Here is a 16965-nt window from a genome sequence, read left to right as displayed (position 1 = left end):
GTGCCACGCGGCCTGGCGCTATGCTGCCCCGCATGAATGCTCCCAACTCCGGACAAACCCTGAGATTCCTGCGCCGCGGCGAGGTCGTGACCGTCCCCGGCGTGCCGCCCGACCGAACCCTGCTCGAGGTGCTGCGCGAAGACCTGCACCTGAGCGCGACCAAGGAGGGCTGCGGAGAAGGCGACTGCGGCGCCTGCACCGTGGTGCTGGGCGAGGCGGTGGGCGGCAGGCTGCAATACAGGGCAATCAACAGCTGCATCCGGTTGGCGCATTCGGTGGACGGCATGGCGGTGTTCACCGCCGAAGACATCGCGGCGCCGTCGGGCGAACTGCACCCGGCGCAGGAAGCCATGGTGCAGTGCCACGGCAGCCAGTGCGGCTTCTGCACGCCCGGCTTTGTGATGAGCCTGTTCGGGATGTACCAGAACACGCAAGGCGGCCAGGGCATCACCCGCGTGAAGGCCCAGGTGGACCTCTCGGGGAACCTCTGCCGCTGCACCGGCTACCGGCCGATCCTCGACGCGGCGCAGCAGATGGCTTCACTGCCCCTGCCCGCCGGTTGCGCGGTCGACGAAGCCGCGACGGTAAGCACCCTCAAGGCTCTGAAGGCCAGGTCGGGCAGTACGTCGCCGTATCTGCGCCCTTCCACCCTGACCGAACTGCTGCAGGCGCGCGCCGCGAACCCCAAAGCCCAGGTCGTGGCCGGCACCACCGACGTCGGCCTGTGGGTCACCAAGCAGCACAAGCGGTTCGCGCAAGTGCTGGATGTGACCGCCGCGCGCGAGCTGCAGCGCGTGGAAACCTACCCACACCACATCGCCATCGGCGCCGCGGTCACGCTGACCGACGCCTTCGCCGCACTGGTGAAGGAACGCCCCCAGCTCCAGACCTTCGGCCAGCGCTTCGCCGGTCTCCCGGTACGCAACTCTGGCACGCTGGGCGGCAACGTGGCCAACGGCTCACCGATTGGCGACTCGATGCCGCTGCTGATCGCGCTGGGCGCCAGCGTGGTGCTGATGCGCTGGAAGAAAACGAAAGCCGGCGGCGAGATCGCCCACCGCGAGCTGCGCCTGGAAGACCTGTACACCGGCTACCGGACCAATGTGATGCGGGCGGACGAACTGCTGTGCTGGATCAAGGTGCCCAGGCCAACCGGGCATGCACTCGAAAAGGTCTACAAAATCAGCAAGCGTTTTGACGACGACATCTCTGCCGTCTGCCTCGCGATCCAGCTGACGGTGAAAGGCGGTGTGGTACAGCAGGTGTCGATCGGCGCCGGCGGCGTGGCCGCCACCCCGGCTCGCGCCCGCCGGACCGAAGCCGCCCTGCTCGGCCAGCCCTGGAACGCCGACACCGTGATGGCCGGCGCCGCCGCCCTGCGCGCCGAGTTCCAGCCCATCTCCGACATGCGCGCCAGCGCCACCTACCGGCAGACCGTGCTGGGCAACCTGCTGCAGCGCTTCTGGCTGGAAAGCCAGGGCCTTCAGGGCATCAATCTGGACAGCCTCAACACCGTGGAGGCCCTGTCATGAACGCACCGGATCTCAAACTTGTGGTGAACAACACACCCGCCGCTGGCGTTTCAAGATTTCACGAAAGCGCCCGCGCCCAGGTGGCCGGTGCCGCGACCTACATCGACGACATCCCCGAGGTGCGCGGCACGCTGCACGCGGCGCCGGTGTGTTCGCCGGTGGCTCACGGCAAGCTCAAGGGCTTCGACACCTCGGCCGCGCTGGCCCTGCCCGGTGTGCGTGCCTTCATCAGTGCGGCAGACATCCCGGGCGACACCACGCTCGCGGCTTTCGCGCACGACGAACCGGTGTTCGCCCACGGTACGGTGCAGTTCATCGGCCAGGTGGGTGGGCTGATCCTGGCCGACGACGCCATGACCGCACGCCGCGCGGCCCGCCTGGTGAAGTGGGACATCGAGGTGCTGGACCCGGTGCTGACCGTGCACGAAGCCCATGCGCTGGAGAGTTATGTGCTGCCGCCGGTGCACGTCAAGCGCGGCGACGCGGCCGCAGCCCTGAGGCGCGCCCCGCACACCCTGGAAGGTACGTTCGAGATCGGCGGCCAGGAGCACTTCTACCTCGAAGGCCAGATCGCCTACGTCTTGCCGCTGGAGCAGAACCAGTGGTGGGTTTACAGCAGCACCCAGCACCCCGGCGAGGTGCAGCACTGGGTCTCGCACGCCCTGGGTATTGCCAACCACGCGGTCACGGTCGAATGCCGGCGCATGGGCGGCGGCTTTGGCGGCAAGGAAACGCAAGCCGGTCACCTCGCGGTCTGGGCCGCCATCGCAGCGAACAAGCTGCGCTGCCCGGTCAAGTTGCGGCTGGACCGCGACGACGATTTCATGATCACCGGCAAGCGCCACCCCTTCGCCTACCACTACCGCGTCGGCTTTGACGACACGGGCCTGCTCAGCGGTCTGGACCTGGAGATGCTGGCCAACTGCGGCTTTTCCGCCGACCTCTCGGGCCCGGTGGCCGACCGCGCCATCTTCCACGCCGACAACGCCTACTTCCTCGAAGACGTTGCCATCCACTCTTTCCGTTGCAAGACCAACACGCAGAGCCACACGGCCTTCCGCGGCTTTGGCGGGCCGCAGGGTGTGATCGTGATCGAGCGCATCCTGGGCGACATCGCCCGTGCGCTGGGCAAGGACCCGCTCGATGTGCGGCTGCGCAACCTGTATGGCATCGAGGATCGCAACGTCACCCACTATCAGATGACGGTGGAGGACAACATCCTCGAACCGCTGATGACGCAGCTGGCGCTCACCAGCGGCTACCGCGAACGGCGCGAGCAGATCGAGGCCTTCAACGCGCAGAGCCCCATCATCAAGAAGGGCCTGGCGCTCACACCGGTCAAGTTCGGCATCAGCTTCACCGCCACGCTGTTCAACCAGGCCGGCGCGCTGGTGCACGTCTACACCGACGGCAGCGTGCAGGTGAACCATGGCGGCACCGAGATGGGCCAGGGCCTGAACACCAAGGTCGCGGCCATCGTGGCCGACGAGCTGGGCGTGCCGTTCGACAAGGTTCTGAGCACCGCCAGCGACACCAGCAAGGTGCCCAACGCCAGCGCCACCGCGGCCAGCAGCGGCACCGACCTCAACGGCCGCGCGGCCCAGTTCGCCGCGCGCCAGGTGCGCCAGAACCTGGCGGCCTTCGTGGCGGGTCTGGACGGTGTGGGGGCGGGTGCGGTGCGTTTCGAGGGTGGGCAGGTCATCACCGACAAGACCACCCGCCGCTGGGAAGACGTGGTGGGCGCGGCGTACGCCAACCGCATCCAGCTCTGGAGCGACGGCTTCTACCGCACTCCCAAGATCCACTACGACAAGACCACCATGCTGGGCCGGCCGTTCTACTACTTCTCGTACGGGGCTGCGGTGAGCGAAGTGGCCATCGACACCCTGACCGGCGAGAGCCGCGTGCTCAAGGTGGACATCCTTCACGACGTGGGCCGCAGCATCAATCCGGCGATCGACATCGGCCAGATCGAAGGCGCCTTCGTGCAAGGCATGGGTTGGCTGACGACCGAACAGCTGGTGTGGAACGGCAAGGGCTACCTGCAGACCCACGCTCCCAGCACCTACAAGATCCCGGCCACGGGCGACATCCCCGCGCACTTCAAGGTCGATCTCTGGCCCGAGGCCAACCGCGAAGACAACGTGCACGGCAGCAAGGCCGTGGGCGAGCCTCCGTTCATGCTGGGCATCAGCGTGTTCGAAGCGCTGCGCGATGCGGTGGCACAGGCGGGCGGTCAGCCGGCAATGATGAATGCACCGGCCACGGCCGAGGAAGTCTTGCGCAGCCTGGGGTAAGGCGCCTACCGCAGGCCGTGCTTGCGGATCTTGTCCACCAGCGTGGTCTTGGGCACGCTCAGGGCCTTGGCAGTCTGGCCAACGTTGCCGCCGTGGCGCTCCAGCGCGTCGGCGATCAGACTGCGTTCGAACTGGTCCACCGTCTCGGCCAGGCCGGGCTCTCCGGCGCCTGCAGCAGCGCCGGCCGGCGCCGCATGCGGCGACACCCATTGCGGCCCGACACCCAGCACCAGCGCGTCGGCCACATTGCGCAGCTCGCGCACATTGCCCGGCCAGTCGCGTGCCATCAGCTGGCGCAGCTGGGCCTGGGGCAGGCGGGGCTCGGGCCGGTCGTAGCGGCTGGCCGCCAGCAGCATGAAATGCTCCAGCAGCATCGGGATGTCTTCCCTCCGGTCGCGCAGGGCCGGCAGTTCGATGTTGACCACGTTCAACCGGTAGACCAGGTCGGCGCGGAAGCTTCCCTGCTGCGCGCGGGCGAGCAGGTCGTCCTTGGTCGCCGCAACCACGCGCACATCCACCGGGATGCTCTGGTTCGAGCCCAGGCGTTCGATGCTGCGCTCCTGCAGCACCCGCAGCAGCTTGACCTGCACGCCCATCGGCATGCTTTCGAGCTCATCCAGGAACAGCGTGCCGCCGTTGGCGTGTTCGATGCGGCCGATGCGGCGCTTCTGCGCACCGGTGAAGGCACCGGGTTCGTGGCCGAACAGTTCGCTGTCGAGCAGGCTGTCGGGCAGGCCGCCGCAGTTGAGCGCGACGTAAGGCGCGTTTCGGCGGCGCGAGTGGTCGTGCAGCGCGCGCGCCACGACTTCCTTGCCGGTGCCGGTCTCGCCGCGGATGAGCACATCCACCGGCGAGTCGGCAATCTCGGTCACCAGTTGCCGCACACGGGCGATGGCCGGCGAATGCCCGACCAGCTTGCCTTCGAGGCCTTCGCTGAGCGTGAGCGCACGCCGCAGGTTGGCCACCTCCAGCGTCAGGCGGCGCTTCTCCAGCGCGCGCTGCACCACCTCGACCAGCTGCTCGGGGGAAAACGGCTTGGGGATGAAGTCGTAGGCGCCGGCACGCATGGCTTGCACCGCCAGGTTCACGTCGCCGTGGCCGGTGATCATGATCACCGGAAGGTCCGGGTCGATGTCGTGCGCTTCGGTGATGAGGGAGAGCCCGTCGGCACCGGGCAGGCGCATGTCGGTCACGATCACGCCATCCATGCCGGGGCTGACGTGCGGCAGCACCGCCTCCACCGAGCCGAACGCACGCACCGGGAGGTCGGCCAGCTGCAGCGCCTGCACGCAGCCGAGCTGGAGATCCGTGTCGTCTTCGACCAGGTACACGGTGAGGGAACGGTTCATCGGGAAAATTCTTCGTGGGCGTTGCCGCCGGCAGGCCCCACTGGCACCAGCAGGGTGAAACAGGCGCCGCCGCCGGGGTGGTTGCGGGCGGTCAGCTCGCCCTGGAATTCTGCGACAAGGTCGCGGCAGATGGCCAGCCCCAGCCCCAGACCCGCGCCGCCGGGCTTGGTGGTGTAGAACGGTTCGAACAGGCGCGCCAGGTCGGTCGGGCTCAGTCCCTTGCCGCTGTCGCGCACCCGCAGCGCCACCATGGCAACGCCATCGATATCCATCTGCTCCGCGTCAATGGTCAGCGTCCGCTCCAGCGCATCCCGCATCGCATCCAGCGCGTTGCCGACGAGGTTGACGATCACCTGCTCCAGCCGGTTGGCATCGCACCAGGCCAGCCAGCGACCGGCCTCGCAACGGTTGTCGACACGCACCTGGTCGTGACGCAGGCGAAGCTGAAACAGGAACAGCGCCTGGTCGACGACCCGGCCGATGTCCGTGGTCGCCGGGGAGGCGCCCGACTTGCGTGAAAAGCTCTTGAGCGGGTCGATGATGCGCGCCATCTGCTCCACCAGCCGCGCCACGATGGTCAGGTTCTCCTGCGCCGCCGGATGGTTGCCGCGGCGCATGAACTCCGCAGCGTTGCCGGCCAGCGTGCGGATGCCGCCCAGGGGCTGCGTCAGTTCGTGGGTGATGCTCGCGGCCAGCTGGCCCAGCACCGCCATCTTGCCGGCATGAACGAGCTCGTCCTGGGCAGCGCGCAAGGTCTGTTCGGTCTGTTCCCGTTCCGCGATCTCGCGGCGCAGCTGGACGTTGGCATCGGTGAGTTCCTGGGTGCGCAGGCCCACCTGCCGCTCCAGCTCGGCGTTGGCTTGCTCCAGCAGCTGCTTGGCCGCCAGCTTCTGTTTCTCGATGCGCCGGCGCTGGCTCCAGTAGAGCACCAGCAGGATCAGAAAGGCCGCCGACACCGCCCCGCCCACACCGTCGACCAGCGCCTGCTGCCGCACCGCCGCGAGGCTGGAGAAGATGAGCACCCGCCAGTCCATGCCGTCCAGCGAACGACCGAGCACCAGGAAACCCGCGCGGTTGCCGCCGGCGCCCAGGGCCGCACGGTGCCGGGAATCCTCGCCGGACACGAAGCCCTGCACTTCCTGCGTGTCTTCGTCGACCGACAGCTTCACCTCGATCGGAAAGATCGGCAGCCGCAGCGAACCGTAGGTCTGCGTCAGCTGAAGGTCGACGCGCCGCTCGGGCGGCAGCGGCGCCAGCGAGGTGTAGCGCCAGCCGGGCTGGGAAGAAAGGATCACGACCTGGTTGGCGTCGGCCACCAGCGCGGGTGCGGCCAGCATGGCCCAGGTCTGCTCCAGCGCATCCAGCCCGATCTTCACCGCCGCCACACCGACCACCCGCGATCCGTCGTGGATCGGGTGCGACGCGAAATAGCCGGCCTGCCCGCCGCTGCCGATCGCGAAGTGGCGCGTCGAACGGCCGGCCAGCGCCTCCAGGTAATACGGACGGTACGACACGTCCTCGCCCAGCTGGCTGTCGTCGGGTTCACCCGTGTTGCTCGACGCCACCACCACGCCACGCACATCGAGCACGTAGACCGCCACACTGCCCAGGTGGGCGTTCAGCCGCGACAGGTAGTCGTTGGCGGCGCGCCCGTGGGCCGGATCGGGCGAGCGCAGCAGCGCCAGCACGGAGGGGTTGAGCTGGATCGTGGCCGGCACCGGTTCCAGTCGGCGCACCCGGGCCTCGACCACCGATGCAAACAGGTCCAGCCGGCTGTTGGTGGCGGCCTTGAGGTTGCGTTCACCCTGCGCAAAGCTGCGCTGGTAGACGGTCGCGCCGGTCAGGGCCACGACCGCCAGGCCCAGCAGGACCAGCAGCAGCCGACGCACCAGCCAGCCGCCTGCGCGCGGGCCGCTGGGGCCGGGCGCAGCGGCCGTCAGAACAGGTACGTCGGCAGAAGGGCTCAATGGGACAGGATCTTGGAGAGGAAGTCTTTGGCGCGCGGCGAGCGGGCGTCGGGGTTGCCGAAGAACTCGTCGCGGCGGCAATCTTCCACGATCTTGCCCGCATCCATGAAGATCACGCGGTGGCTGACCTTCTTCGCAAAGCCCATCTCGTGCGTCACGCACATCATGGTCATGCCCTCGTTGGCCAGCTGGACCATCACGTCCAGCACTTCACCCACCATCTCCGGGTCCAGCGCCGAGGTCGGCTCGTCGAACAGCATCACGATCGGGTCCATGCTGAGAGCGCGCGCAATCGCCACACGCTGCTGCTGGCCGCCCGAAAGCTGTCCCGGGAACTTGTCCTTGTGCGCCATCAGGCCCACGCGGTCGAGCATCTTCAGACCCCGGGCCTTGGCATCGTCGGCGTTGCGGCCCAGCACCTTGATCTGCGCAATCGTCAGGTTCTCGGTCACCGACAGGTGCGGGAACAGCTCGAAGTGCTGGAACACCATGCCCACGCGGCTGCGCAGCTTGGGCAGATTGGTCTTCGGATCGGCCAGGCTGATGCCGTCCACCACGATGTCGCCCTTCTGGAAGGGTTCGAGGGCGTTCACGGTCTTGATGAGGGTGGACTTGCCCGAGCCCGACGGGCCGCAGACCACCACCACCTCACCCTTCTGGATGGAGGTGGTGCAATCGGTCAGCACCTGGAAGCTGCCGTACCACTTGGACACATTCTTGATATCGATCACGGCGATGCTCCTTACCGAATGATGGCGATCTTCTTCTGCAGGCGACGCACCAGCATCGACAGCGAGAAGCAGATGACGAAATAGACGACGGCAGCGACCAGGTAGGTCTCGACCGGGCGGTTGAAGTTCTTGCCGGCCACCTCGAAGCCCTTGAGCAGGTCGTAGGCGCCGATGGCGTACACCAGCGAGGTGTCCTGGAACAGGATGATGGTCTGGGTCATCAGCACCGGCAGCATGTTGCGGAAGGCCTGCGGCAGCACCACCAGCTGCATGGTCTGGCCGTAGGTCATGCCCACGGCGTAACCCGCGTGGACCTGTCCCTTGGGCACGCTCTGGATGCCCGCACGCATGATCTCGGAGTAGTAGGCCGCCTCGAACACGGTGAAGGTGATGATGGCCGAGAGCTCCGCGCCCATGGGCTTGCCGATCAGCAGAGGGATCAGCAGGAAGAACCACAGGATCACCATCACCAGCGGGATGGACCGCAGCGTGTTGACGTAGAACGCCGCCGGCATCACGAGCCACTTCTTGCCCGACAGGCGCATCAGAGCGAGCACCGTGCCGAGCACGATGCCGCCGATCATGGCCACCAGGGTCAGCTGCACCGAAAATATCAGGCCCTTGAGCACGAAGCTCGACAGCACCGACCCATCCAGGAAGGAAAAGTCCAGATTCATGTCAGTGCCCTCCGATCATGCCGGGCACCTGCACCTTGTGTTCGATGAACAGGGCGATGCGGTTGATGACAAAGGCGGAGATGAAGTACAGGCCTGTCACGGCCAGGTAGATCTCGATGCCGCGCGAGGTCTCTTCCTGCGCCTGCATGGCGAACATGGTCAGCTCGGCGATCGACACGGCGAACGCCACCGAAGAGTTCTTGATGATGTTCATGCTCTCGCTGGTCAGCGGCGGGATGACGATGCGGAACGCCATCGGCAGCAGCACATAGCGGTAGGTCTGCGGCAAGGTCAGGCCCATCGCCAGCCCGGCGTAGCGCTGCCCCTTGGGCAGGCTCTGGATGCCGGCGCGCACCTGCTCCGCGATCCGCGCCGAGGTGAAGAAGCCCAGCGCGAACACCACCAGCAGGAAGCTCGGCACCGCCTTGAGCGGCGGGATCAGCGCCGGCAGCACGTGGTACCAGAGGAAGACCTGCACCAGCAGCGGAATGTTGCGGAACAGCTCGGTCCAGACATTGCCGATGGCCACCAGCAGCTTGCTGGGAGTGGTGCGGAAGATCCCCATGACCGAACCCACCGCCAGCGCCACCACCAGCGCCAGCAGGGCGACAGAAAGGGTCCAGCCCCAGGCCGAGAGCAGCCAGTCCAGATAGGTGATGTCGCCGCCGTCGCCGAAGCAACGCGGACGGACCTCACCGTCGATGGTGTCCTTGCAGAACACCTGCCAATCCCATGAGCTCATGGTGAATTCCCCAGTTCAACTGAATAAGAAACGAAACCCGACGCCGGAGAGAGATCGATCCGGCGCCGGGCCGCCCCAAGCCGGATCAGCCCCCTCGGGGGGCAGCGACCCGCAGAGCGGCGGAGCGTGGGGGCCTCACTTCTTCGCGTAGTCTTCCATCGGCTTGTCGTTCGGATTGGCCCAGGCCGCCTTGGTGGCGTCGGACATCGGCAGGCCCACCTTGGTGTTGGACGGCGGGATCGGCTGCATGAACCACTTGTCGTACAGCTTGGCCAGCGAGCCGTCCTTGATCTGGGCCTTGATGGAGTCGTCCACCGCCTTCTTGAAGGCCGGGTCGTCCTTGCGGACCATGCAGGCGATGGGCTCGACCGACAGCACTTCGCCGACGATCTTGTAGTCGGCCGGGTTCTTGGCCTTGGAGATGTTGCCGGCCAGGATCTGGCCATCCATCACAAACGCGTCGGCGCGGCCCGATTCGAGCAGCAGGAAGCTGTCGGCGTGGTCCTTGCCGAACACTTCCTTGAAGTCGACACCAGCGGCGCGCTCGTGCTTGCGCAGGGTCTGGACCGAGGTGGTGCCGGTGGTGGTGGCGACGTTCTTGCCAGCCAGCTGGGCGATGGAGGTGATGCCCGAGTTGGCCTTGACGGCGATGCGCACTTCTTCCACGTAGGTGGTCACGGCGAACGACACGTCTTTCTGGCGCGCGGCATTGTTGGTGGTGGAGCCGCACTCGAGGTCGACGGTGCCGTTCTGCATCAGGGGGATGCGGTTCTGGGAAGTCACCGGCTGGAACTTCACCTCCAGCTTGGACAGGCCCAGCTGCTTCTGCAGGTCGGCAGCGACTTTTTCGGCCATCTGGGTGTGGAAACCGACGTACTTGCCGTCGCCCAGCGTGTAGGCCAGGGCGCCGCTGCTTTCGCGCACGCCCAGGGTGATGGTGCCGCTGTCCTTGATCTTCTTGAGGGTGTCGGTCGACTGGGCCATGGCGGCCGACATCGCCAGCAGTGCAGCGACGGCAAACAGGGATTTTTTCATGGTGACTCCTTGGTGGGTTGGGAACAACGGGACAAAAGATCCCCCGCCGGCAGGTGCACCGGCACTGTGAAAACGGCGGGAGGGGGAAAGGGCTGACGCAGTGGGCCGGCGGTCAGCCAGGCACCTGGTCGGTGGGGTACTTCCAGAAATCCTTGAGCAGGTAGTTCATGGGCAGGTTCAGGGTCCGGTTGGCGGGCGGTATCGGCTTCTGGAACCAACGCTCGTAGACGGCGTGCGCCTCCCGGGTCTGGATCAGCCGCTTCATCTCGTCGTCGACCAGCTTCTTGAACTCAGGGTCGTTGCGCGGCAGCATGATCGCCAGCGGCTCGATGGTCAGGAACTTGCCGACGACCTTGAAGGCCTGCGGGTCCGGGCGACCGGCGGCCAGCCCGTACAGCAGCACGTCGTCCATCACGAACCCGTCGGCTTCGCCCGCGGCCACCATGTCCAGAGCGCGCGCATGTTCCGGGGCTTCCAGCAGGTGGATGCCCAGCAGGTATTCGCTGTTGGCCCGGGTCACGGCTTTCAGCGGTGTCGTGCCCTTGGTCGAGACCAGCTTGCGCCCCTTGAAGTCGCGCAGCAGCTCGATCGGGCTGTCGGCGCGCACGAGGTAGCGCGCGCCGGTGATGTAGTGCGGCACCGTGAACGCCACCTTCTCGCGGCGCTCGGCGTTGTTGGTGGTCGAGCCGCATTCCAGATCGGCCTTGCCCTCTTCGATGGTCGAGATGCGGTTGGCCGGCGTCACCAGCGCAAAGCGCGGTTCGAGCCGGGGCAGCGCCAGATCCTTGCGCAGGGCCTCGACCACCTTCAGGCACAGGTCGACCGCATAGCCCAGGGGCTTGCCGTCCGGGCCCACGAAAGAGAAAGGCACCGAGGATTCGCGGTGCGCCAGCACCACCGTCCCGGTCGACCGGATGCGATCGAGCACCGGGCCGGCCTGAGCAGGGCCGACCGCCAGCCACGGCCCCAGCGCGAGCAGGCACGCAAGGGCGGGACGGACGAAGGACCTGAGCTGCGGCATGGTGGTTCCTTGTGGTGCGGGCGCGGATCAGCCCAGCGGCCGGTCGTTGGGCGACCGGTAGAGCTCGAGCAGGGACTCGGGGGCGGGCCAGTTGAGGTTCAGCCCCTTGGGCGGAATCGGGGACTGGAACCAGCGGCGGTAAATCTTCAGGGCTTCACCCGACTGCATCAGTTCGGTCAGGCTGCGGTCCACCAGCGCCTTGAAACGCGGATCGTCCTTGCGCAGCATGCAGGCGTAGACCTCGGCCGCCATCGGCTGCCCGACCACGCGCCAGTCCTCGGGACGGTCGGCCTTGGCCCGAAGTCCATAGAGCATGGCCTCGTCCATCAGAAAGGCGTCGGCGCGACCTTCCTGCACACGGGCGAATCCGTCCCCGTGGTCCTTGACCGTCAGCACATCAAAGCGCATGCCGGTGGACTCGCTGTGCAGCAGCAGCGAGCGCTCGCTGGTCGTCCCGGCGGTGACGGCCACGCGACGCCCCTGGAGGTCGGCCAGTTCGTTGACTCCCGAGTCGCGCCGCGTGAGCAGGCGCGAGCTGGTCTGGAAGATGGACACCGAAAAACCGACCTGGCGCGCCCGCTCGCGGTTGTGCGTGGTGGAGCCGCATTCCAGATCGACCGAGCCGTTCTGGACCAGCGGGATGCGGTTCTGCGAGGTGACCGGCACCAGCTTGACGGCCAGCGCCGGCAGCTTGAGTTCCTTGCGGATGCGCTCGACCACCGCCAGCATCAGGTCCTGCGAGTAGCCGACGACCTGGCGTTTGCTGTCGTAATAAGAAAAGGGAACCGAGGACTCGCGGTGGCCCAGGTTGATGGTGGCCGTGCGCGCGATCTTGTCGAGCGTCGGCAGCCCCGTGGTCTCGGCCTGTGCGGACAGGGCCAGGGGCAACAGCAGCAGAAAAGGGAGGTGACGCAGTGGAGTCATGGGCACAGTGTGCCGTCCATAGCGCAAAGGGCATGCCAGTCGGTACTAACCCGTAGTCAAGCCGCCATATCCCCGGTTTTTCGCCCTGAAACCGGGGATCGGGTGCCGCCGGCGAACGGAAATCCGACCGTCGGCCAGGCCGATCCAACGGGTTTCCGAACGCCGCAGAACTTGCGTCAGGCCCAGTGCGCCTTGTGGTCCTGGGCGTACTGCGCCAGCAGAATCGGCGCCTTGCCGGTGATGCGCTGCACGCCGTCGGTGATGCGCTCCGAATATCCCGCCTTGAACGCGCCCAGGATCACCAGCAGGAACTCGGCATAGTCCGCCGGCAGACCGGCGCCCAGCAGGCCCTGGCGCATCGCGTCTTCGGGGATGTCGGTGTAGCCAATGGTCCGGCCCGCTGCTGCCGACAGGAAGGCCGCCACTTGTGTGTGGTCCAGCGATTCGCTGCCCGTGATGTCGTGCGCGGCGTTCACGAATTCGTCCGACGACAGCAGCTTCGCAGCCACTGCGGCGATGTCACGGGTGTCAATGAAGCTGCCCTTGGCGTTGCCGACGGGCAGGAAGATCTGGCCCTGGGTCTGGATGCCATGCAGCCAGAAGGTATGGAAGTTCTGCATGAACCAGTTGGGCCGGATCACGTTCCAGGCCAGACCCGAACGCTCCAGGTGCAGCTCGGCCTGGCGCAGCGGGATGCTGTCATCTGCGTTCGCGCCCATGGCCGAGAGCAGCAGCACCTTGCGCACGCCGGCCGCCTTGGCCGCGTCCATGGCAGGGATCAGCAGCTCGTGCTGGTTGGCGAAGCCGGGAGGCGCCATCAGGAACAGCTGGTCGGCACCGGCCAGCGCCGCGGCCAGGCCTTCTCGGGTGGCCATGTTGACCTGGACTTCGCCGGGTTGCGAGGGCGCACGGCTGGTGGCACGGCGCACGGTCTGGCCCTGGGCGGCGAGCAGGCTGGCGAGGGTGGAACCGATCTGGCCGTTGGCGCCGATCACGAGGGTGGTGGTCATCAAAATGCTCCTGTGTGTTGGGAAGGGCTCCAGTGTCTTTTCTCATCCGTCGAACGGGAATGCATGAAATTCCACCATTCATGTCTGATCGTCCATAGAATACAGACCATGGACATCCTCTCCGACATCCTCCATGTCGCCGGCCTGCGCCGTCGCCTGCTCGACCTGCACGCCCTCACCCCCGAAGCGGCGCTGCGTTTTCCTTGCGAACGCAGCTTCGGCCTGCACACCGTCACGCGGGGCCGGGCCTTCGTGCACGCCCCCAATCTGGACGAGCCGATCGAGCTGTCAACCGGCGATCTGGTGCTGATGGCGCGGGGCTGCGTGCACCTGCTCTCGCTGGACCGCCTGCCACCCGGGCGCAGTGTTACGGTGCCGATCGCGCGCTTCGCGGGCGAGGACCAGACGCCGGTGCCCGACACCGGCGCGACCCAGGTCATCAGCGCGGCCTACCAGCTGTGGCACGACCCGCTGCACCCTTTCCTGCGCAGCCTGCCGCCCTGGTTCGTGATCCGCGCCGGCAGCCTGCCCCAGCTGTCGGCCCTGCCGCTGACCATCGGCCTGCTCGACCGCGAGCTCAGCGACCAGGACCTGGGTGCTGCATCCGTCACCCATGGCCTGCTGGATGCGCTGTTCGCCTTCGCGCTGCGCGAGATCGCGCAGCGCGAACAACAGGACACCCCGGGCTGGAACCAGGCGATTGCCGACCGGCAGATCCGGCAGGTCATCACCCTCATGCACGGCAACCTGGCCCACGGCTGGACGCTGGAGGAACTGGGACAACGGGTCGGCCTCTCGCGCTCGGCCCTGGCCGAACGTTTCCGCAGCGCGCTGGGCGACACACCGCTGAACCACCTGCGCACACTGCGCATGCAGAAGGCCATCCAGCTGCTGTCCGAGACCCGTCAGACGCTGGAGCAGATCGCGCAGGCGGTGGGTTACCAGGACGCCTTCGGCTTCTCCAAGGTGTTCAAGCGCACCACCGGCCAGTCACCGCGCCAGTTCCGCGAGCAGGACGCGAAGGAGAAGCTGATGCCGTTCCGGTTGCAGGAGGCCTGAGCGGCCGCGAACATGCGGCGGGTACAGTGTCGGGCTGCGCGCACCGCGCGAAACCCGTCCACACCAGCCCATGTCCCTGCCCGCCTGCCCGAAATGCCAGTCCGAATTCACCTACGAAGACGGTGAGATCTACATTTGCCCCGAATGCGCCCACGAGTGGAGCAAGGCCGCGTCGGCCGAGGCCGCCGAAGAGGCCAAGGTCTGGAAAGACGCCTTCGGCAACGTGCTGGCCGACGGCGACAGCGTGACCCTGGTCAAGGACCTCAAGCTCAAGGGTTCGTCGGCCGTCATCAAGGTCGGCACCAAGGTCAAGAACATCCGCCTGGTCGACGGCGACCACGACATCGACTGCAAGATCGAGGGCTTTGGCGCCATGCAGCTCAAGTCCGAGTTCGTGAAGAAGAGCTGAGTTTTTTCCCGTGGGCAAGATCGTCGTCTACTGCCAGCCCGGCGCCAAGCAGACGCAGTGCGTCGGCCTGCACGACGGCAAGCCCAAGATCCAGCTCAAGGCACCGCCGGTCGACGGCGCCGCCAACAAGGCGCTGATCGCCTTCCTCTCAGAGATCTGCGGTGTGCCCAAGTCGGCCATCAGCATCGAGCTCGGGGCCTCGGGCCGCACCAAGCGGGTCGAGGTCGCGGGCGTGAGCGAAGAAGAACTCAGCCGCCTGCTGGCCGGGCCGGCCTGAAGGCCGTGAGGAAGCCGGTGCTGCTCGGCCTGCCGGGAAGCGACAGCTGCACCACGGTCGGCGCGGTCTCCGCCAGCAACTGGCCCCTGCGCCACACCTTGAGCCGCGTAGCGCGCAAACGGATGGCCTCGATCGGGTCGCGCGCCTGCAACAGCACGAAGCTGGCGTCATGGCCAGCGGCGATCCCGTAGCCCTCCAGCCCCATCACCTTCGCCGCGTTCACCGTCACCGCGTCGAAGCACTGGCGCATGCCAGCCTGGCTGGTCATCTGGGCCACGTGCAGGCCCATGTGCGCGACTTCGAGCATGTCGCCACTGCCCAACGAATACCAGGGGTCCATCACGCAGTCGTGACCAAAAGCGACCGACACGCCGGCCGCCATCAGCTCGGGCACGCGCGTCATGCCGCGGCGCTTCGGATACGTGTCGTGCCGGCCCTGCAGCGTGATGTTGATCAGCGGGTTGGCGACCGCGCTCACGCCAGCCTCGGCGATCAGCGGGATCAGCTTGCTCACGTAGTAGTTGTCCATGCTGTGCATGGAGGTGAGGTGCGAGCCGTTGGCGCGGCCCTGCAGGCCCAGGCGCTGCGTCTCGAAGGCCAGCGTTTCGATGTGGCGCGAAAGCGGGTCGTCGCTTTCGTCGCAGTGCATGTCCACCGGCAACCCGCGCTCGGCAGCGAGTTCGCAGAGCAGCTTCACGCTCATCGCGCCGTCGGCCATGGTGCGTTCGAAGTGCGGAATGCCACCGACGACGTCGACACCCAGGTCGAGCGCGCGCTTCAGATTGTCCAGCCCGCCGGGCGAACGCAGCACACCGTCCTGCGGAAACGCAACCAGCTGCAGGTCCAGGTAGGGCGCGACTCGTCTCTTGACTTCCAGCATCGCCTTCACCGGCAGCAGGCTGGGGTCGCTGGTGTCCACGTGGCTGCGGATGGCCAGCAGACCCTTGGCCACTGCCCAGTCGCAGTAGGTCAGCGCGCGCTCCACCAGCGCCTCTTCGGTCAGCAGCGGCTTGAGTTCGCCCCAGAGCGCGATGCCTTCGAGCAGCGTGCCGCTCTGGTTCACGCGCGGCAGGCCGTAACTCAGCGTGGCGTCCATGTGGAAGTGCGGGTCGCAGAACGGCGGACTCAGCAGCTGGCCGGCAGCGTCCATGGTCTCATGGGCGGGCGCCAGCAGGCCCTCGCACACTTCGACGATGCGGCCGTCCTGCACAGCAACCGAAATGCCGCTGCGCCCGTCGGGCAGCGTGGCGTGGGTGATCAGCAGGTCGAGCATGGCCTCATTGTGTGCCGAAGATGCGGTCACCCGCGTCGCCCAGACCCGGCAGGATGTAGCCGTGCTCGTTGAGCTGGCGGTCGATGGCGGCGGTGTAGATCGGCACGTCGGGATGGGCCTTCTGCAGCGCGGCCAGGCCTTCGGGGCAGGTCAGCAGGCAGACGAACTTGATCGACTTCGGCCGTGTCTCCTTGAGGCGGTCGATGGCCGCGATCGCCGAGTTGCCGGTGGCCAGCATCGGATCGACCACGATCACGTCGCGCTCGTGCATGTCCGAGGGCATCTTGAAGTAGTACTCCACGGCGGTCAGGGTCTTGGGGTCGCGGTAGAGGCCGATGTGGCCCACGCGGGCACCGGGCACCACGTTGAGCATGCCTTCCAGGATGCCGTTGCCCGCGCGCAGGATGGACACGAAGACCAGCTTCTTGCCGTCGATGACCTTGGCGGTCATGGTCTCCAGCGGCGTCTCGATCTGGATGTCCTGCATCGGCATGTCGCGCGTGACCTCGTAGGTCATGAGCAGGGACAGCTCGTTGAGCAGGCGGCGGAAGCTGTTGGTGCTGGCGTCCTTGCGGCGCATCAGCGTGAGCTTGTGCTGCACCAGCGGGTGGTCGATGACGTGGACGTTGCTCATGGTAGGTGCCTCTGTGTTGTTGTGTGAA

At 66.8% G+C, this 16965-nt stretch carries 16 protein-coding genes; 5 read left to right on the top strand and 11 right to left on the bottom strand.

The genetic code is table 11. The annotated features are described in order from the left end of the window. Positions 1-32 precede the first annotated feature (32 nt). Both xdhA and xdhB read left to right on the top strand, forming a co-directional pair. A complete protein-coding gene (xdhA, locus tag ACLIJ1_RS10180) occupies positions 33-1532 on the top strand; it encodes a xanthine dehydrogenase small subunit (protein ID WP_411365395.1) in 1500 nt (499 codons plus the stop codon). Beyond that, positions 1529-3829, top strand: coding sequence for a xanthine dehydrogenase molybdopterin binding subunit (gene xdhB, locus ACLIJ1_RS10175; protein WP_411365394.1), 2301 nt, complete (start codon positions 1529-1531; stop codon positions 3827-3829). The genes xdhA and xdhB overlap by 4 nt, the downstream gene beginning before the upstream one ends. A 5-nt stretch (positions 3830-3834) precedes the next feature. Here xdhB and ACLIJ1_RS10170 read toward each other — a convergent pair whose 3' ends face one another. From ACLIJ1_RS10170 to ACLIJ1_RS10130, 9 genes are all read right to left on the bottom strand, one after another. Continuing rightward, on the bottom strand, positions 3835-5178 hold the full coding sequence (locus tag ACLIJ1_RS10170; protein WP_411365393.1) for a sigma-54-dependent transcriptional regulator: 1344 nt from the start codon (positions 5176-5178) through the stop codon (positions 3835-3837). Continuing rightward, positions 5175-7145: an ATP-binding protein gene (locus ACLIJ1_RS10165; RefSeq protein ID WP_411365392.1), complete on the bottom strand. Its 1971-nt coding sequence runs from the start codon at positions 7143-7145 to the stop codon at positions 5175-5177. The genes ACLIJ1_RS10170 and ACLIJ1_RS10165 overlap by 4 nt, the downstream gene beginning before the upstream one ends. Beyond that, a complete protein-coding gene (locus tag ACLIJ1_RS10160) occupies positions 7142-7876 on the bottom strand; it encodes an amino acid ABC transporter ATP-binding protein (RefSeq protein ID WP_411365391.1) in 735 nt (244 codons plus the stop codon). The genes ACLIJ1_RS10165 and ACLIJ1_RS10160 overlap by 4 nt, the downstream gene beginning before the upstream one ends. A gap of 11 nt (positions 7877-7887) precedes the next feature. Continuing rightward, positions 7888-8553, bottom strand: coding sequence for an amino acid ABC transporter permease (locus tag ACLIJ1_RS10155; RefSeq protein WP_411365390.1), 666 nt, complete (start codon positions 8551-8553; stop codon positions 7888-7890). A gap of 1 nt (position 8554) precedes the next feature. Beyond that, a complete protein-coding gene (locus ACLIJ1_RS10150) occupies positions 8555-9295 on the bottom strand; it encodes an amino acid ABC transporter permease (protein WP_411365389.1) in 741 nt (246 codons plus the stop codon). Positions 9296-9430: 135 nt separating this feature from the next. Continuing rightward, the gene (locus ACLIJ1_RS10145) at positions 9431-10330 is read right to left on the bottom strand and encodes an amino acid ABC transporter substrate-binding protein (protein ID WP_411365388.1); all 900 of its coding nucleotides are present in this window, start codon (positions 10328-10330) and stop codon (positions 9431-9433) included. A 112-nt stretch (positions 10331-10442) separates the two neighbouring features. Further along, positions 10443-11351 carry an amino acid ABC transporter substrate-binding protein gene (locus ACLIJ1_RS10140; RefSeq protein WP_411365387.1) on the bottom strand — a complete coding sequence of 303 codons (909 nt, stop codon included), beginning with the start codon at positions 11349-11351 and terminating at the stop codon, positions 10443-10445. A 27-nt stretch (positions 11352-11378) separates the two neighbouring features. After that, positions 11379-12275: a transporter substrate-binding domain-containing protein gene (locus ACLIJ1_RS10135; RefSeq protein WP_411365386.1), complete on the bottom strand. Its 897-nt coding sequence runs from the start codon at positions 12273-12275 to the stop codon at positions 11379-11381. Between the two features lie 176 nt (positions 12276-12451). After that, positions 12452-13285 (bottom strand): NAD(P)H-binding protein, encoded by an 834-nt coding sequence (locus ACLIJ1_RS10130; RefSeq protein WP_411365385.1) that lies wholly within the window; start codon positions 13283-13285, stop codon positions 12452-12454. Between the two features lie 108 nt (positions 13286-13393). Between ACLIJ1_RS10130 and ACLIJ1_RS10125 the strand changes: the two genes are divergently transcribed. From ACLIJ1_RS10125 to ACLIJ1_RS10115, 3 genes are all read left to right on the top strand, one after another. Next, positions 13394-14344 (top strand): cupin domain-containing protein, encoded by a 951-nt coding sequence (locus tag ACLIJ1_RS10125; protein WP_411365384.1) that lies wholly within the window; start codon positions 13394-13396, stop codon positions 14342-14344. A gap of 70 nt (positions 14345-14414) precedes the next feature. Next, positions 14415-14753 carry a zinc ribbon domain-containing protein YjdM gene (locus tag ACLIJ1_RS10120; protein WP_411365383.1) on the top strand — a complete coding sequence of 113 codons (339 nt, stop codon included), beginning with the start codon at positions 14415-14417 and terminating at the stop codon, positions 14751-14753. A 10-nt stretch (positions 14754-14763) separates the two neighbouring features. Continuing rightward, on the top strand, positions 14764-15030 hold the full coding sequence (locus ACLIJ1_RS10115) for a DUF167 domain-containing protein (RefSeq protein WP_411365382.1): 267 nt from the start codon (positions 14764-14766) through the stop codon (positions 15028-15030). Here the strand turns inward: ACLIJ1_RS10115 and ACLIJ1_RS10110 are convergent. After that, the gene (locus tag ACLIJ1_RS10110; protein WP_411365381.1) at positions 15002-16303 is read right to left on the bottom strand and encodes an amidohydrolase family protein; all 1302 of its coding nucleotides are present in this window, start codon (positions 16301-16303) and stop codon (positions 15002-15004) included. The two genes, ACLIJ1_RS10115 and ACLIJ1_RS10110, sit on opposite strands and share 29 nt — an antisense overlap. 4 nt (positions 16304-16307) lie before the next feature. Next, on the bottom strand, positions 16308-16937 hold the full coding sequence (gene upp, locus ACLIJ1_RS10105) for a uracil phosphoribosyltransferase (RefSeq protein WP_411365380.1): 630 nt from the start codon (positions 16935-16937) through the stop codon (positions 16308-16310). Positions 16938-16965: the final 28 nt, after the last annotated feature.

This window comes from Hydrogenophaga sp. RWCD_12 (assembly GCF_046604225.1).
Classification (GTDB): domain Bacteria; phylum Pseudomonadota; class Gammaproteobacteria; order Burkholderiales; family Burkholderiaceae_C; genus Hydrogenophaga.
This window is presented reverse-complemented; position numbering and strand designations above follow the sequence as displayed.

Coding starts and splice junctions, on each gene's coding strand:
- upp (WP_411365380.1), bottom strand. CDS start 16,937: ATGAGCAACGTCCACGTCATCGACCACCCGCTGGTGCAGCACAAGCTC.
- ACLIJ1_RS10125 (WP_411365384.1), top strand. CDS start 13,394: ATGGACATCCTCTCCGACATCCTCCATGTCGCCGGCCTGCGCCGTCGC.
- ACLIJ1_RS10170 (WP_411365393.1), bottom strand. CDS start 5,178: ATGAACCGTTCCCTCACCGTGTACCTGGTCGAAGACGACACGGATCTC.
- ACLIJ1_RS10155 (WP_411365390.1), bottom strand. CDS start 8,553: ATGAATCTGGACTTTTCCTTCCTGGATGGGTCGGTGCTGTCGAGCTTC.
- ACLIJ1_RS10110 (WP_411365381.1), bottom strand. CDS start 16,303: ATGCTCGACCTGCTGATCACCCACGCCACGCTGCCCGACGGGCGCAGC.
- ACLIJ1_RS10130 (WP_411365385.1), bottom strand. CDS start 13,285: ATGACCACCACCCTCGTGATCGGCGCCAACGGCCAGATCGGTTCCACC.
- xdhB (WP_411365394.1), top strand. CDS start 1,529: ATGAACGCACCGGATCTCAAACTTGTGGTGAACAACACACCCGCCGCT.
- ACLIJ1_RS10150 (WP_411365389.1), bottom strand. CDS start 9,295: ATGAGCTCATGGGATTGGCAGGTGTTCTGCAAGGACACCATCGACGGT.
- ACLIJ1_RS10140 (WP_411365387.1), bottom strand. CDS start 11,351: ATGCCGCAGCTCAGGTCCTTCGTCCGTCCCGCCCTTGCGTGCCTGCTC.
- xdhA (WP_411365395.1), top strand. CDS start 33: ATGAATGCTCCCAACTCCGGACAAACCCTGAGATTCCTGCGCCGCGGC.
- ACLIJ1_RS10135 (WP_411365386.1), bottom strand. CDS start 12,275: ATGACTCCACTGCGTCACCTCCCTTTTCTGCTGCTGTTGCCCCTGGCC.
- ACLIJ1_RS10120 (WP_411365383.1), top strand. CDS start 14,415: ATGTCCCTGCCCGCCTGCCCGAAATGCCAGTCCGAATTCACCTACGAA.
- ACLIJ1_RS10145 (WP_411365388.1), bottom strand. CDS start 10,330: ATGAAAAAATCCCTGTTTGCCGTCGCTGCACTGCTGGCGATGTCGGCC.